General features: G+C 34.7%; 11 protein-coding genes. 3 read left to right on the top strand and 8 right to left on the bottom strand.

The genetic code is table 11. The features are described 5' to 3' along the window. Window positions 1-134 precede the first annotated feature (134 nt). The gene (locus bsdtb5_RS14690) at window positions 135-1,037 is read right to left on the bottom strand and encodes a carbohydrate ABC transporter permease (RefSeq protein ID WP_271712730.1); all 903 of its coding nucleotides are present in this window, start codon (window positions 1,035-1,037) and stop codon (window positions 135-137) included. Window positions 1,038-1,054: 17 nt separating this feature from the next. Continuing rightward, window positions 1,055-1,990: an ABC transporter permease gene (locus bsdtb5_RS14695; RefSeq protein ID WP_271712731.1), complete on the bottom strand. Its 936-nt coding sequence runs from the start codon at window positions 1,988-1,990 to the stop codon at window positions 1,055-1,057. A gap of 363 nt (window positions 1,991-2,353) precedes the next feature. Between bsdtb5_RS14695 and bsdtb5_RS14700 the strand changes: the two genes are divergently transcribed. Both bsdtb5_RS14700 and bsdtb5_RS14705 read left to right on the top strand, forming a co-directional pair. Continuing rightward, window positions 2,354-5,647, top strand: coding sequence for a GH36-type glycosyl hydrolase domain-containing protein (locus bsdtb5_RS14700; protein ID WP_271712732.1), 3,294 nt, complete (start codon window positions 2,354-2,356; stop codon window positions 5,645-5,647). A gap of 27 nt (window positions 5,648-5,674) precedes the next feature. Further along, on the top strand, window positions 5,675-6,508 hold the full coding sequence (locus bsdtb5_RS14705) for an MBL fold metallo-hydrolase (protein WP_271712733.1): 834 nt from the start codon (window positions 5,675-5,677) through the stop codon (window positions 6,506-6,508). A 158-nt stretch (window positions 6,509-6,666) separates the two neighbouring features. Here bsdtb5_RS14705 and ltrA read toward each other — a convergent pair whose 3' ends face one another. From ltrA to bsdtb5_RS14725, 4 genes are all read right to left on the bottom strand, one after another. Continuing rightward, window positions 6,667-8,085, bottom strand: a complete 1,419-nt coding sequence (gene ltrA / locus bsdtb5_RS14710) for a group II intron reverse transcriptase/maturase (RefSeq protein WP_271712004.1) — start codon at window positions 8,083-8,085, stop codon at window positions 6,667-6,669. A gap of 764 nt (window positions 8,086-8,849) precedes the next feature. Continuing rightward, window positions 8,850-9,497 carry an FMN-dependent NADH-azoreductase gene (locus tag bsdtb5_RS14715; RefSeq protein ID WP_271712734.1) on the bottom strand — a complete coding sequence of 216 codons (648 nt, stop codon included), beginning with the start codon at window positions 9,495-9,497 and terminating at the stop codon, window positions 8,850-8,852. 96 nt (window positions 9,498-9,593) lie between these two features. After that, window positions 9,594-10,325, bottom strand: coding sequence for a MerR family transcriptional regulator (locus bsdtb5_RS14720; protein WP_271712735.1), 732 nt, complete (start codon window positions 10,323-10,325; stop codon window positions 9,594-9,596). Next, entirely contained in the window at window positions 10,322-11,230 is a 909-nt protein-coding gene (locus tag bsdtb5_RS14725) for a DUF2268 domain-containing protein (RefSeq protein WP_271712736.1), read from the bottom strand. The genes bsdtb5_RS14720 and bsdtb5_RS14725 overlap by 4 nt, the downstream gene beginning before the upstream one ends. Before the next feature lie 281 nt (window positions 11,231-11,511). Here bsdtb5_RS14725 and bsdtb5_RS14730 point away from each other — a divergent pair, with 281 nt between their 5' ends. After that, window positions 11,512-12,432, top strand: a complete 921-nt coding sequence (locus bsdtb5_RS14730) for a DUF2935 domain-containing protein (RefSeq protein WP_271712737.1) — start codon at window positions 11,512-11,514, stop codon at window positions 12,430-12,432. 97 nt (window positions 12,433-12,529) lie between these two features. Here bsdtb5_RS14730 and bsdtb5_RS14735 read toward each other — a convergent pair whose 3' ends face one another. Further along, on the bottom strand, window positions 12,530-14,773 hold the full coding sequence (locus bsdtb5_RS14735; RefSeq protein WP_271712738.1) for an ATP-dependent helicase: 2,244 nt from the start codon (window positions 14,771-14,773) through the stop codon (window positions 12,530-12,532). Window positions 14,774-14,786: 13 nt separating this feature from the next. After that, a complete protein-coding gene (locus tag bsdtb5_RS14740; RefSeq protein ID WP_271712739.1) occupies window positions 14,787-17,453 on the bottom strand; it encodes a DEAD/DEAH box helicase in 2,667 nt (888 codons plus the stop codon). Between the last annotated feature and the right edge of the window lie 17 nt (window positions 17,454-17,470).

A 17,470-nucleotide genomic window follows, 5' to 3' on the forward strand; every position in this document is an offset into this window, starting at 1 on the left:
ATATCGAATAATACATTCCGTACATAATTGTGGTAATCCTAGGTTTTTACCATTCTTTACATACTTCAAACATGATTCTATTCCTCCCTTAACACAATTGATTATCTATAATCAGCTGTATGTACAGCAAATTATCAACCTTTAACAGCACCAACTGTTAACCCACTCACAAAATATTTTTGAACGAATGGATATGCTAGAATAATTGGTCCTATTGCAACTACTGCCGTTGCCATCTTTATTGATTCCGAAGGTAAATCTGCAGTATTAATAGAGAGCCCCTGTTGAACTAACAGTTGAACGTTAGCTTGACTTACAATTTTTTGTAAGAAATATTGTAATGGATACTTATCAGTAGATTGAATATAAAGCATTGCATTATACCATTCATTCCAATATCCAAGAACTAAGAATAGCCCGATTGTTGCAAGCGATGGCTTTGCTAGTGGCATAAAGATCTTCCAATAAATATAAAAGTCTCCTGCACCATCTATTGCCGCAGATTCATATAAGGAATCTGGAATCGACTTCATAAAGTTTCTCATAAGAAATATTGACCAAGGACTCATAAGGCCTGGTAATATAAGTGCCCAGATGCTATCCTTTAAGCCTAATCCATTTACCATAAGAATATAGGAAGGAATTAAACCACCACTAAATAACGTTGTAAAATAGATGAAAAATGCGATTTGATTTCTATATTTAAAATCATTTCTGCATAAGACATATCCCGCCATTGACATAAGAAATAGTCCTAGCGCAGTTCCAACAACAGCAATTGTTATTGTAACGCGGTATGCAGATATTAATTTTGTTGGATTAAGAAATAAAAATTGATAGGCACTAAAACTAATGCTCTTAGGAATCAACTTATATCCTTCTGTTATAATTTCTTTTTCCTTCATAAAGGAAGAAGTAATCATAAGTATAAATGGGAATAAACATATTAATGCGAATATACCAACTAAAATGTAAAAAACGATATGCATTCTTATTTCATCTTTACCAATTGGTTTTTTGTTGTTGTTATTTTTCATACTTCATTATCCTTTCTTTAGAATAACGCACTGTCTGGCTCAATCTTCTTAACAATAGCATTGACAACTAATACAAGAACAAGCCCGAATATTGATTGATAGAAACCAACGGCAGCACCTTGTGAGAAATTAAACTGTCCGACTAAGCTTCTAAATACAAATGTATCAATAATATCTGTTTGTTGATATAGAACCGAGTTATTACCTATTAAATTATAGAATAAGTCAAAAGAACCTTTTAGTATTCCACCTAAACCAAATAAGAATAATAGAATAATAGTTGGTTTTAATAAAGGTACTATAATACATCGAATCTTCTGCCATGCACTCGCTCCATCAAGAGCTGCTGCTTCATAGATTTCACTACTAATACCTGTAATGGATGCCAAATAAATTATCATACCATAGCCAGTACTTGCCCAGATCTTGAAGAATACTATTATGTATTTCCAAATTCCCTGATCTGAATAGAAGTCATGCTTTGGCAACCCAAGGTTTGTTAAAATACTATTAACAAAGCCATGATCATAATTAAACATGTTATAAGCAAAAAATCCTACAATAACCATTGAAATAAAATATGGTAATAAAATGATTGATTGAGATAACTTTTTAAACCATTTGTTTTTAAGTTCGGAAATCATGATTGCAAACGCAACTTGGCATAGATTCGTTAAAGCTAGAAAAGCTATGTTATAAAGAATCGTATTTTTTGTTATTCTCCAAAGATCTCCTGTCTTCATTAAAAACTCAAAATTCTTAAAGCCTACAAACTCACTATTAAATATTCCTTTACCAATGTTGTAATCAACGAAAGCAATGTATGCACCCGGCATTGGTATATAAGCAAATACAATAAAATAAATTAACACCGGTAAGATCATTAGATATAAGACACGCTTGCGTCTAAGTTCATGACAAAAACTATTAAAATGACCTTTCACTTTGTTCATTTTTTCTCCTGCCCTTCATCATTTTATTTCGTACAATTCAAGGATTCTTATCTCTTTTTTTAGTTTTCTTGTGAATTTGTAATTATTCACTATGGAAACGTTTTCACAATCACTTAAATTGTATTTTATGTGACTATTATATGACCTTTTCATATCAATGTCAAACATATTTTGTACATTTTAGTGTTTTTTAATAATCTAGTAAAGATTTTATTGTAAAATATTCCGTTGTTATTGACATTATTTCAATTATATTTTATACTTTTCTTAATCATTTGAAATGTTTTCATTGTATTTTCATATTTTCAAGGAAACGTTTCCATATAGATAAATCAACAATTCACAGAAAGGACAAACATAATTATGAACAAAATCAACTCTTTTATAAGCTTTAACCAAGATGACATGAGCTATAAATTTCTTCCCACTGGCGATGTTTTCACATTTACATGGGATGAATATTTAGTAAATCAATTTCGAGGTAACATAAAAGATGGCTCTGCGAATAACATCTACCTTCGTATTTATGAAAATGAATCCATTACTGCTTATCCTCTACTTGGTATACAATCAAACAGTACATTATCCTCTACAAAGAATAGCCTTTGTTACGAAGGAACTATAAAAGATATTTCCTATAAGGTAACTTTTCGACCAGTGAATAATATCTGGTTCTGGAACATTAACCTAGATGGTTATCAAAAGACTGTAGATTTAGTGTATGGACAGGATATTGGAATTGGTACTGCTACTGGTGTATTCTCCAATGAATTATATATGTCTGAATATCTAGGACATTCTGTATTCGAAGGTGACAATGGGTATGTTATCTGTTCAAGACAGAATATGCCAAATTCAGGTTCCTTTCCATACATTCAACAAGGTGTGATTGGTTCTAAAGCAGTCCATTTTTCAACCGATGGATTACAATTCTTTGGCTTATCTTATAAAGAAACTAATGTTGCTGAGATTTTAACAAGCGATTTAAAAGACTGCAATCTACAATATGAGTTTTCTTATATTGCATTGCAGACAGAAAAAATCCAATTAAATGGTGAACACGCTTTATCTTTCTACGGTATGTTCTTACCTAATCATGAGGATGCAATAAAAGAAATAGAATATAAAGATACAATCCAATCAGCATATGTCGAATCTATCAAAATATCCGAGAACTACGTAGCTACAGAAAAAATAACATTAAAAAGTTCGTTTGCAGCGCCATATTGTTCAGAGCCTTTTACCAAAGAAGAGATAAACGCACGCTTTCCTGAACGTAAGTTAGAGGAATACAAAGAAGATGCACTACTTTCTTTCTTTACCAAAGACCACTCTCATATCGTTACGAAAGATAAGGAGTGCCTCGTAGAACGTCCTCATGGAACAATAATCATAACTCCTCCTAATAATAAGGAAGTGGATAGTCATTTGATATCTTCTACACAATACATGTATGGAGTATTTAATAGCCATGTAGTTGTTGGTAATACCGATTTTCATAAGTTTTTATCTACTCCAAGAGGATTTTTAAATCTACTAAAGAACAGTGGACAGCGTATGTATGTACGTATTGATGGTAAATATCGTTTGTTAACTTTACCTTCTTTATATGAGATGGGTATGAACTACTCCAAGTGGTATTATAAACTTTCAGATGACACTCTTATTATCACTGTGTACACATGCACTTCTCATTCTGATCTTGTTATGGAAGTATCAAGTGAAGAAAAGAAATCCTATGATTATATCATTACGAATCAAATTGTTATGGGTAACAATGAATATACAAAGGATATCGAATATACCACGATTAAAGATGGTCTTCGCTTTGAATTAGATACCGATCAATATCCAGGTCTTCACTATGACTTAACTCTACCAGGACAGACATATACGTTAAGTGATGATCGTATCTTCTTTGAAGAAGGTATTGCTTTTGATGAAACCTTCTTAACAATATCACTGGAGCAAAACTCAGGATTCGAATTAAGAATTAATGGTTATTTGTCTGATGATGAAGAACTATCTAATAAACAATATAGTTTTGAAACAGAGAAAGCATCTGCTTTAGAGTTCTATCAATCCTTAATACGTGGATTTGAATTAAATCACCCAAATCAGTATAATGAACAGATTGATATCTTAAACCAAACTGCATATTGGTATGCCCATAATGCTATGATACACTTTTCAATGCCACATGGCCTCGAACAGCCTGGTGGTGCTGCATGGGGAACCCGTGATATCTGTCAGGGACCAATGGAATTCTTCCTTGCAACCGAAAATTATGATTTAGCAAAACAAATTATCCTTAATATATACTCGCATCAAGATATTAATAGCAGAGAATGGCCTCAATGGTTTATGTTCGACCGTTACACTGTAAATGCAGGTGAATGCCATGGCGATGTAGTCTTTTGGCCATTAAAAATTGTTGCTGATTACATTATGGCGACGGGAGACGAATCCATCTTAGCCGAAGTTCTCCCATACTTTAATGCACCTGAAAGTCAAGAATCCTTACTTGAACACATTCGTTATGCGCTTAGTAATATTAAGGAGACTAGGTTTATAAAAGGCACTGGATTGATTACCTACGCTGGTGGTGATTGGGACGATACGCTTCAACCTGCAAGCGAAGAATTAAAGGAGAAATTAGTAAGTTCATGGACTGTTGCTCTTGCATATCAGACTTTCCTAACCTTAGGACATGCATTAGAAATGGTTGATGTAGAACTAGCGAAGGAACTAAAATCACTAGCCAACATAGTAAAAGATTCCTTCCACGATATATTAATCAAAGACAATGTTGTTGCTGGTTTCCTAGAATGTAATAACGGTTATAAACATATGTTACATCCAGATGATAATTCAACGGGAATCCATTATCGTCTACTTCCAATGACACGAAGCATTATTGCTGAACTTGTAGATAAAAATCAGGCTGATAAAAATGTATCGTTAATACACAAACATTTAAAATGCCCTGATGGAGTTCGTTTAATGGATTGCCCTGCACATTATGACGGTGGCGTAAGTCATTTATTCAAACGCGCTGAGCAAGCAGCTAATGTTGGTCGAGAAATCAGTCTACAATATACTCATGCACACATTCGTTATATCGAGGCAATGGCGAAATTAGGTGAACACAAAGAAGCTTGGGATTCCTTATTTGTGATTAACCCAATCTTAATCCAACATACTGTTAAAAATGCAAATATCCGTCAAAGCAACTTATATTTTAGTAGCTCAGATGGAGCTTATAATGACCGTTATGAATATGAGAAAAACTTTGACTTATTAAGAGAAGGACAGATTAAGGTAAAAGGAGGATGGCGCTTATATTCAAGCGGCCCTGGAATCTATTTTAGACAATTAGTATCAAACGTACTAGGAATTCGATTTGCAAAAGAAGGACTTATCCTTGACCCAGCTTTACCAAAAGAATTAAATGGCATTACCTTTACTTATCAATGTTTTGGCAAAACAATTACATTTGAATTCCATATATCAGAAGCAAATGAACTAATTGCAATAAATGGCGATAAAGAGATACCTCATACATCACTTAATAATCCATATCGACATGGTGGTATCTTAATTAAAAAAGAAGATTTATTAGCATCTGGTGATATAATTAAAGTATATACGAAATAAATTTAATCATATAAGGAGGTTATTGCAATGAGAATTCAATACCTAGGAACTGCTGCTGCTGAAGGATGGCCTGCACTCTTTTGCCACTGTAGCAACTGTGAAAGAGCGCGTAAGGCAAAAGGAAGAAATTATCGTACTCGCTCGCAAATGTTAATTAACGACAATCTACTTTTTGATTTTGGTCCAGATACATTTTATCATGCTATGGAATACGATGTTGACTTAGCTAAAATTGAAACTGTTTTGCTAACCCATTCTCACACAGATCATTTCTATCCAACTGAACTTATCCTACGCGCAGTTCCATATGCATATGATAGAGATCAGAATCCAATGAAGATATATGGAAACGAAAAATGTGAATCTATGTTTCATAACATGCTAGAAAAGGAAGATGATTCTGAAAATCTACCAAACTGCGTAGCTTTTGAACAGATTAAGACGTTTTCACCATTTAAGGCCTCTAATTATGATGTTCTTCCATTAAAAGCAAGTCATGATCCTAGAGAAAATTGCATGCTTTACTCCATCACAGATACAGACGGAAAAAGATTGTTCTATGGTAATGATTCTGGACTCTTTTCTAATGATACCTTAGAGAATATCAAAAATCTTTACTTTGATGTTGTAAGTTTTGATTGTACCATGGGACCTAATCCAGGTTGTTATAGCCATATGGGATTAGACGAAAATATTCAAATGAAAGAAAAGATGTTAGAACTTGGATGCGCTGATGAAAATACACTCTTTATTCTAACTCATTTTTCACATAATGGTGGTGCTATCTATGATGAATTCGTAGAGATTGCTAAGAAACATGGTTTTGAAGTAGCATATGATGGGATGATAATCGAGATATAGATAACTTTTTTGTATTATTTGATATGCTACATAATGCTTAACCGATGATCTTTATTGATGATTTACAAATATATAAACAATCGGGTAGGAGGTAGATAATTAATTTATCTACCGACCTCCCACACCACCGTACGTACCGTTCGGTATACGGCGGTTCTTTAGTTTTCACATATTTTCAAGTAAAACTCAGAGAATGTGGGATAACCCCATTCTCTGAGTTTTTCATTATTCAAGGCAAACTGTACCATTCTATTGTTGCTACAGTTCCATATTCCTTGGCGCATATTTGCGTGCCATTTTATAAAGGCTTCGTTCATACCTAGTTCCTTTAGTTTTCGATATTTCGTTTTTGTCTTCTTCCATTGTTTCCAATAGATTGCTCTTATTCTATGGCGTAACCATTTATCTATCTCCACTAGCATTTTATTCATATCTGCTAATCCAAAGTAGTTTATCCACCCTCTAATAAACTGTGTCAATTTCAGTGCTCGATATTCATTTCCCCATCCATTATGTCTGTCAGTAAGCTCTCTGATTTTATTCTTCATCTTAACTACTGATTTTGGGTGTATTCGAAATCTGCATTTTCCCTTGTATCTATAGAAGCTATATCCAAGGTATTTGACTTTGCTTATATGTGCCACACACGTCTTTGAGTGATTTACTTTTAGGAATAGTTTTCCCTCAATGTATGACACTATGTTGTTCAAGGTTCTTTCTGCACTTTTCTTACTTTTGCAGAAAATCATACAATCATCTGCATAGCGAACAAACCTATGTCCTCTGTTTTCCAGTTCCTTATCCAACTCGTTCAGCATTATGTTACTTAGAAGAGGACTCAATGGTCCGCCTTGTGGCATACCAACTTCTGTCTTTTCGAACATCCCTTTGCTAATAACACCAGCATTAAGATATTTGTGGATAAGCGATATTACTCTCCCATCCTTGACAGTTCGTGATAGAACTTCTATGAGTTTGCTTTGACACACTGTGTCAAAGAACTTTTCCAAATCCATATCTACCACATATACATAGCCATCGTTGACATTCGTTTGGCATTGTTTCAGTGCATCGTGTGCACCCCTGTTTGGTCGAAAACCAAAACTGTTTCCAGAAAACTGTTTCTCGAAGATTGGAGAAAGTACCTGTGTAATCGCTTGTTGAAATACTCTGTCAACTACTGTTGGTACTCCCAGTTTTCTAAACTCGCCTTTTGTTTCTTTGGGTATTTCCACCCTACGGACTGGGGTTGGTTTGTATTTTCCATCTTTTATCTGTTGGATAAGTTGCCTTTGGTTATCTCTCAGAAAGCCTAGAAGTTCATCCACGCTCATTCCATCAATACCGCCTGCTCCTTTGTTTGATTTCACTTTCTTGAAAGCCTTGTTAAGGTTATCTTTGTGTAAAATCTGTTCCATTAGATTGTCCGTCTGAAAATCTGTGATGATGTCGTTGTTTTCAGCAATCCTTTGATGGGCAAACACTTCTGCATACTCTTTCTGTTCCGCAGATACCGTTTGCAGATAGTCCTCTCTATGAAGTTGTCTGTTCTTAAATCCATCTTTGGTTACATTCATTTACTCACATCTCCTAAAGTTCAGTCCTTCCTACTATGTTTGCAACCACAGTAGTACTATGACCTCTGCTGACTTCTCGCCATTCGTTGTTACTACAGATTTCATACTCTGTTTCCATCTGCTGACGAGACCTCCCTAGGTACCACACGTTTCTTTCTCTCCATCCATCTGCCACATTTACCACAGTTAATTCCGAGTAGTTATAGGACTTCGGTTTGAGTAGCAACCTTATCCTTAACTGTAGCCTGATGTGATTTCTATTCGTCAGACCAGAGATTTGCCTCCACCTTCCTTCGGATTCCACCTCACGATGGACACCCTTGGTTTTGGCTGTATCCTTCCCACTACTAGGGCGGATTAGGGACTTTCACCCATTAGAAACGTGCGCCGCTAGGCGCACTACATAAACAAGGACTGTCATTTGGCAGCCCTTGTAATGTTATGTCTATTTATTTTCCCATGAACTCCTATATGCTAATTCTATGAGTCGCCCGACAAATGACCTGTTTCAAAATCTTGCCTGGCAATTTGCACAAAACAGAAAAAGTGAATACGCCTTTGAGTATGTATTAGAAGTTCTTGTTCTCAGATCATTTCGTGTTATATGCTAGGACAGATCTGTCTGAGCAAAGTGAGTTATCTGTCCTAGCATATGTTTTACATGAAATGATCTGAGAACTAGATCTTCTTATACATATTCAATGAAGCATGAGTTTTTCTGTTTTGTGCAAATTGCCTAGACTACCTCCCAAACAGGTCACTCACTAACATTGTATGTGCTCTATAATACCGTCTATCTTACTTTTTGCATGTTCTATCGCTTCTGATTTTTCCTTTACAGTAGTACCTGTACCATCTACTAAAAGTTCATCCACTTTACTAATTCCAATAAACTTCATAATATCTTCCACATAATTTAACCCTTTATCAAGAATAGGTTTCATGACCCAAGGTATATTAGCGCCAGAGGATTGAACATATATAAAAGTACGTTTCCTATCATTTAATATTCCTTCTGGCTTATTCTCTTTAAAAACTATTGTTTTATCTGATTGAATGATACAATCGATATAATCTTTTAGTACCGCTGGAAATGATAGACTCCACATTGGAGATGCTACAATATAAATAGACGCAGATACAAACTGATCACATAATTTCTCCATTTGTTTTACATCATTCTGTTCCATAGGTTCTAATTTTAATAGAGTTTCATCACTCACTAATGTACTACGGCTACTAAAATAGCTATATTTTGGTCTTGGAATATATTCTTTATATAGATCTAATTCCTCTAGAGTAACATCCTCATATTTCTCCATAATATGATTTACTAATGCCCTGGCTACTGTTTTACTTGCTGATATTTCTTCTGGCTTTGAATTTGCTACAATATAAAGTAATTTTATCATTCACTATTTCCTCCTTTTGTCACATTACATATTATCTGTAATGGAATTCGGAAATATGTGAAAATATATCGTATTAATTAATATAAATTTTTATCTTTAGTTATCACAAAATACCTCAATTGATTTCGCCATATATTCAGCAGTCCCTTCTCCATACTTATCAATATTTTTCTTAAATCTTTCATCATGAATATACATTAACCCTAATCCTGATAAGATTTCGTTCGTACAGGTATAGAAATTGTCCGTAATGTACTCCTTCCATTGCTGTACAAGTTCCCTTGAGCTATCACTATCTGGTCTACTATGGCGGTTCTCTCCGAATCTTTTTAATATAGAAGCCCCTTCCTCATTTAATTGACTCCATTGTTCTTTATCATAATTTTTTGTCTTTTTCTCGCTTTCAGCATAAGCTTCTGTGTGTCCCCAACGCTCCTTTACCTCAGTAGCATACTGATTCTTAGCTTTTTCTATTTCAGTCATATCAAATTCTTTAAAACTCATATCTACTTCTCCTTCTATCGTGTGATTCACAAGTGTTATCAATTTATCTATGCGATCACGCTTTTTTAAAAGTAATTCTTTATGTTTATTCAATGCTTGCTCTTTATCATAATTAGGATTCGTCATGATTTCCTTGATTTGTGATAGTGGAAAGTTCATTTCTCTAAAAAATAAGATCTGCTGCAAGGTTTCTAGGGACTCTTTGGTATAGAGACGATAACCAGACTCCGTTGTTTCATTTGGCTTAAGCAATCCAATCTCATCATAATAATGAAGAGTTCTTACTGTTACACCTGATAACTTTGCAACTTCATTAATCTTCAACTCCAAAAATCCTCCGTTTCTCTCAAAATATCTTCTGTAGATGTAATGGTAGCTTCATATATGCTTTTTCCAGTCTTATTCAGATAATGCTGGATTAATGCATATCCGCATGCATAACCAGCACAGTAAGGTATCCCTGCTGGCTCAATTCCACGCATTGCCATAATATCATCTCCATATAGATATAATGATAATTTATTAAAATCTTTTTCATATAGATTTTCTTTTATCAATGGTTTTATTATATCATGAAGCATATCATCTGTCGTATCCTTTACCCATTTACCAACTTTATCTTTGCCATACATATATGCTGCAAAGCTCTCAGCAAGACCTTCACTAATGATCATATCAGCCAATGATATCTCAGAGCTCCATTTCATAAATTGCCATCTTACATTGTGATTCGCTTCATGTGCCAAAGCAACTGGTAACATTTTTATCGATGTCTCATTCGGTATGATTGTTCCGAATATATACCCTGGAATACCTCCATCTCCACAATAATCTCCCGTCATTGTGGACATGGGATTATGCGGATCATTTAAAAGTACAGTAAAGATATAATTTTGTATTAGTAGTATGATTCCATTTCTTTCAAATCCTTCTAATGTATTACGAATACTTTTCACACAATTATCCCAAAAAGATTCCTCACTAATCTTATCAACTTCTTTTAACATCTTTTCTGTAATTTGGGCAGGATGATATCCTCCCCCCATTGTACTAGCTGATATAACATCATACCCTCCATCATTCTGCGCTTCTAGTGGCACACCAATACACTGCCACTTATATTCGAAAGGCTTCATTAATTCGTAACGATAAATGTTCTCTTTATCTTCGTTCTTCGCATTTATTATTTTTTTATAGATCTCATCTGAACGTAATACTGTAATATTCATATTTAATTACCCCTTTTCACTCTTAATATATCGTTAAATGTATTTACTTCAAATATTACAGTACACTATCACGTAACGTGAGAGTCAACTAATTTTTATTAATATTATGTAAAATCAAATGTTAAAATCTTGATTGCAATATTAAATTCGCACTTTGAAAGCTAGTATTCCATTATTATACCAAGTATTTATCATAACCAGTTGAATCACCCCAAACCAAAATCTTCACATCTTAAAATTGAATTCATATTATAAACTATATCTTATAGTGGAGGTTTGAGATGTTTTCAAACAGAGAATTCGCACGTCAATCATTAGAATTACATTTATTTTTCGGAAGAATAATGAAGGAACATTCCTTCTTTCTAGAGTTAGGTTTTACGCCTAGAGATGTTAGTTATACGGAGAAAGCAGATGCTTTTCGGAAAGAATTTGACAAGTTATTATGTCAAGTAATAGCAATATCGGATGGAGTAGTTAGCCAAGATGTTCTTAATTCAGGCGAAGTATTTACACAGTATACCCTTAACGCTGAAATGGCTTCCTCTTTTTACACTGATGTCCATATTCCTACTGATTTAACTAAAGCTGAGATGAACTTAACAGGGGCTAGAACTAATTCTATGCATCAGAGAATAGACCAAATAGTTTATGATATAAACCAGGAAGCTATAGAATTAATATCTTCTCTTATAAGGTTTAAAACAGAGATATTAACCAATGTATTGTCCTGCAAAATGTTTACTATGAATTACCCTCTTCTAATCGATCATATCCTACGTGAAGCTAAATTATATTTAAATATGGTTCAACACTTACAAACTGGAGAGGAATATGATATTGAAAACGAAGCATTAGTACAAGAATTATTCTGGAATAGAATAATGGCTGAACACTCAAAATTTATTCGTGGTTTACTAGACCCTACTGAAGGTGATTTAATCAATACAGCAAATAATTTTGGCAATGAATTTGACCAATTAACAAAAGAAGCTAAACTGGCAATGAATAATACAATTCCATTTGAAAAAGTAACTGCTGATAGCTTAGCAGCAACAAGAGATATTCTTAATTTTAAAGCTCAAGGAACTGAGGGGATTCTTGAATGCAAAGTAAAATCAATTATTATTCCTTTATTGGCTGATCATACTGTACGAGAAGCAAGTCATTATTTAAGATTATTAAAAATATTTTCTAGATAATTAAAATAGCCTGTTGACGTTATTCAACAGGCTACTTTAATTATCTTAATATTTCAGTTAGTATCCTAACTTTATTTAATCAAAATATTATACTTTCTCATTCTTCCTTCAATTCACTAAATGCTTTCATAAATTCCTTCTTGCCGTAAGCTTTAAATAGCACAGTGATCATCAAATCATCTTCTCTGGTCACTGTACCAATACCATACTTGGCATGTGAAACTTTTCTAACAGGTAATTCATTCGGTGTAAGAAGCTCGTTCCCATTATGAGTTGAATGTATTTCTCTTACTTCAACCTCTTCATTCATCTTCTCAACTTGAACTTCACTATCTTCTACTTGATTGTCTTCAACATCTACTTCATTATCTTCTAATAATGTCTTAGTAGAGTTATCAGAATTCTTTATCATATCCATCTTAACATTCTTTTCAGCTAGAATCTGCCGTTTTAACTCTTGTAAATTTACGCTTTCACGCTCTATATCATCACTTTCGATTAAGTGCTTTGGAATCATACGGATAAAACGACTCTCCCCAGCCATTGTTCGATAAGTATCCGGGTTCGTATAATAGGATAATTCCAGATTATCCTTTGCTCTCGTAATTCCAACAAAGAGCAATCTACGTTCTTCATCTTCTTCCTCAAAGCTTTTTGCCTGCAATGGTATCAAACCATTATTCACACCGATAATAAATACATAAGAAAATTCCAGACCTTTTGACGCATGAAGTGTCATCAATTTAACCGTATCTGCTTCATTATTGATATCTTTATTTAAAATATTTACGCCATATAATGAAGATGAATTAATAAAATCTTGTAGTCCCTCCAAAAAGGACATCTTATGTTCGTTGATGTATGTTATTAGTGTACGAAGCAATTCTTTTACCAGCTCTTTATCCTCTTGATAGGATGCTGCTGTCGGATGAAGGTGTGTATCAAATGAAAAATATTGATAGATTTCATCCACTTCTGGTATCTCCACCTTAGAAAATCTCTTTCGAAAAGAAAGCATTCTTTGCAGCAAGGATTCTTCAAAGAAATCTTCTTTTTCTGCAAAGTTAAGATCTATGCTAAACATATCTCCATGATTTAAATGACTCATGTCAGAGCAACCCTTCAATAGCTTCGCAGCAGCTTTTTCCGTGATTCGTTCCCCATAATCTTTATGACTCAATACGTATATTCCAGATGAAATATCTTTCTCATTCATAGCAAATCGAAGTAGTTTCATTGTCCAGTTTAGTACAGGTATATCCTGTATTGTCTTTTTTAATGATACGTCAAAAGGTATTCCATTCTTAGAGAAGACATTTTCTAGTATTGTCGACTGATTCTGTAGACGATAAAATATAGCAATTTCCTTATAAGGAATCCCCGTATCATGAATTTCTTTAATTCGATCCGCTAAATAGCAAGCCTCTTGAAAGGAATCATACTGTCTCTTCACAATAATCTTATTTCCACGTTCTCGGTTACCCGTTAAGCGCCCACCATTTTGCAAGAAGCACTTTGCAACTTCTAGAATGGATATGTTGGACCTAAAGTTAACAGATAGCGATAACTCTCTTGCCTGATACCTATCCTTTAAAGTATAAAATACATTAAAGGCACTACCACGCCAGCTATATATCACCTGGTTCGGGTCTCCAACTGCAAAGATTCTAGTATTCTTATTCATTAATGCATCGATAAATTCCAGCTGCATCTTATCGCTATCTTGAACTTCATCAATAATCACCCATTTGGGTGTTATAGAGGCTTCTTTTAATAAATGTACTGTATTCAATAGAAGGTCAGAGAAAGTCATCTTATTCTGGGATACTTTCTCCTTCTGCAACCGTTCTCTTAATTCTATCAGATCATCCTGATATCTGGACACCCTTTCTTGCTCCAAGCGCTTTTTCAAACGGTTCTTGTACTTAATCTTAAGCTTTTCCTCTTGAATAATCCGTAATGCAATATCTACTTCTTCATCAGGTTCAATCACGAAGAAATCTTTTTGATATCCTAATTGATCCACCATAAGTAATTCTCGTAATAAATATAATGCTACACTGTGAAATGTTCCAAAAAACCGAAGATCTTCCATATTTAGATTCTCTTCTAACATGGTTAATCGCTCTTTGATTTCGTTAGCTGCTTTATTGGTAAAAGTTAATACCACCATATCACAATAATCAATCTGCTTCACATAATGTAGATAGATGATTTTTGATATCAGAACAGTAGTTTTTCCACTTCCTACATTAGCGTTTACTAAACAAACGTTGCTTTCATCAAACACAGCTTCTCTCTGATTATCCGTTAATTTATCCAGTTCTTTTTTATAATCCAAGGAAATAGTCCTCCTATTCCACTAACTTTTCATAACGTTTCTTCAGTTTACTCTTTAGATCTGATTTCTTATCTGTATCTTCTTCTATCACCGAAATGCAAAGTTTGATCACCTTGGGTGCTTCTGTATAAAATGAAAGGATATTAAGAATACCTTTTTTATTATTCTCCTCTAAGATCCACTCTTTATAAAATGTATTGCTTGTATATAAAGTTAAAGTCCCATTTTCAGCAGATACATAAGGAATGGTATTTAAAAATGTTGCAAAAGACTCTCCCGTCTCCTGTAGATAAGCACAGAATTCGTTCCACCTCTGTGGTAATTCTTCGAAGCGAAATTCTTTCTTCTTCACTGCTCGTTCTGCATATTCAACAAGCTTAATATTCTTAGGCGCTTCAAGCTCTTCAAGCAAACTCTTTAGTCCCCAGTATACTATGGATTTATTCAGTTTATAATCTCCGACACAGGCAGCACAGCCATCTTCACAAGTACATCCACCTACCATTGCAATTGCATGCTCAATAATCTCTGGTATTAGATCAAATGCCTTTTCTGCATAACCAAGGCCTCCAACAAACTGATCATATATAAATAGGAACACTTCACCGTGGGGATCTTCAATCATACCGATGGCATTGGTTGACATCGTGACTCCAATATCCTCTTCCTCTGTCATAGTTACCATCCTCGTTGCATTCTTAATAGCATGGCAAAGGCCTTCAAAATGGTTATTACGAATCAGCTGTCCACTTCCACTTTCCTGTAATAATTTACGATAAACACTTACCACATTATCAGGAATATGTATCCAAGTACTTTCTGTATCATAGTCCTTCGATAAAGGCTTTGGAAGCTGTTCAAATCCAAGATTCTGGTGATTATGAAATTGTAACTTTTTATACATAAAGACGATATCATTTACATTAACATCCCCAAAGTAAAGTCTGCTCCGTTCATAATTCTGTTCTCTATGCTGTTTGATAATCTTAATGTCCGTATTGCCACCTGGCATCGTATAATAATTTCCCTGAAAAGGAATTGCAAATGCAGTCTTACTCTCTATTTCAAGATTCAATACCTGATACTGCATGCCATCATGCATGTAGATTGCTCCATCATGTAGTTCACGAAATGCCTGCATTTCATCCATCTCTGTTATCTCCTGATGGGTTTCACGATTCATTAATTTATATCTGTTCTTATCAATATTTCGTAAGCTAAAATCACCTGCTGGAAATGCATTACCCTTCCATGCAAACTTACCACTCTGATTTGCTAATTCATTTACTCGAAGGAGAATTGGAATAGTTTCCCCAAGATCAGGGAATACCGAGATGTCATCAAGTGTCAATGGAATCTCTGCTGCTGCCGCACGAATATGAGCAAGTTCAATCAATAGATTATTCTTATCTATTACGGCGTTCTCACTAGCACTTTCAAATAACCAATCTGGCTTAACTCCAATATATTGATCAAAAGGGAGGCTTTCCATTATCAGATAATTCCTACAACTGATACCACTTCTTCCAGCTCGGCCTGTCTGCTGCCAGAAGGAAGCTCTCGTTCCTGGATAGCCAACAAGAATTGTTGTATCAATATTTCCAATATCGATTCCAAGTTCCAGTGCATTGGTGGACACCAACCCCCTTAATATCCCTGTTATCATCTTATTTTCGATTTCTTTACGTTCTATAGGCGTATAACCGCCACGATATCCAGAGATTTTATCTGCATAAGATGTTCCAAAAAAACTTTCTGTGTCTAACTTATCCCTTGCTTCCTTTAACACGACCTCTACGTTTCTCCTTGACTTTGCAAAGGCAATAAAGCTATGACCTTCTTCAACAAGCTCTGGAATTAGTTCTGCTGCAATCGAAGTTGCTTGTAATTGTCCGTAATACTTTCCATCATTTCCTTCAATCTTCGGTGGTTGTACTAACGAATAGGTTCTCATCGCTGCTGGAGAGCCGTCCTTATCAATCTGAATAAATTCCTTTCCACAGACTTCTCTAGCAAGTTCCACTGGATTCGCAATGGTGGCAGAACTACATAAAAACTGAGGCGCCGCCTTATAATAATTGCATACACGTCCCAGTCTTCGAAATACATTAGCTACATGAGAACCAAATACACCGCGATAGGTATGAAGTTCGTCTATTACTACATATTTTAAATTGGAAAAGATAAAATCAAAGCCATACTTACTATGATTGGGTAAAAATGCACCATTTATCATTTCCGGATTGGTTAGAATTATATTAGCACTTTTTCTAATTCTGCTTCGTTCATTCACCGGGGTATCTCCATCGTAAACACCCGCCGAGATTCGATTTTCTCCAAAATAATCAAGGTATGGTTTAATTGCTCGGTACTGATCACTTGCTAAAGCTTTCGTTGGATAGATAAATATCGCTCGAGCTAATGGATTACTTAGGATCTCCTGCAATACTGGAAGCAAGAAACTCAATGTTTTACCACTTGCAGTTGACGTCGTAATTACGATATTATGCTTCTCCATTGCTTTCTCAAACATTTCTGCCTGATGAGAATATAATTGATGAATTTCCCTCTCCGTAAGATACTCTGCCAGTTCTTTTGACAGGCTGTCTGGGAAGTTAGCATACTGTGCTTGTCTTGCTGGAATCGTCTTGTTATATATAATTAAATCTTTAATCTCCATGGATAGGGCTCCTTGTT

The sequence above is a fragment of the Anaeromicropila herbilytica genome (assembly GCF_016591975.1).
Lineage (GTDB): Bacteria > Bacillota > Clostridia > Lachnospirales > Lachnospiraceae > Anaeromicropila > Anaeromicropila herbilytica.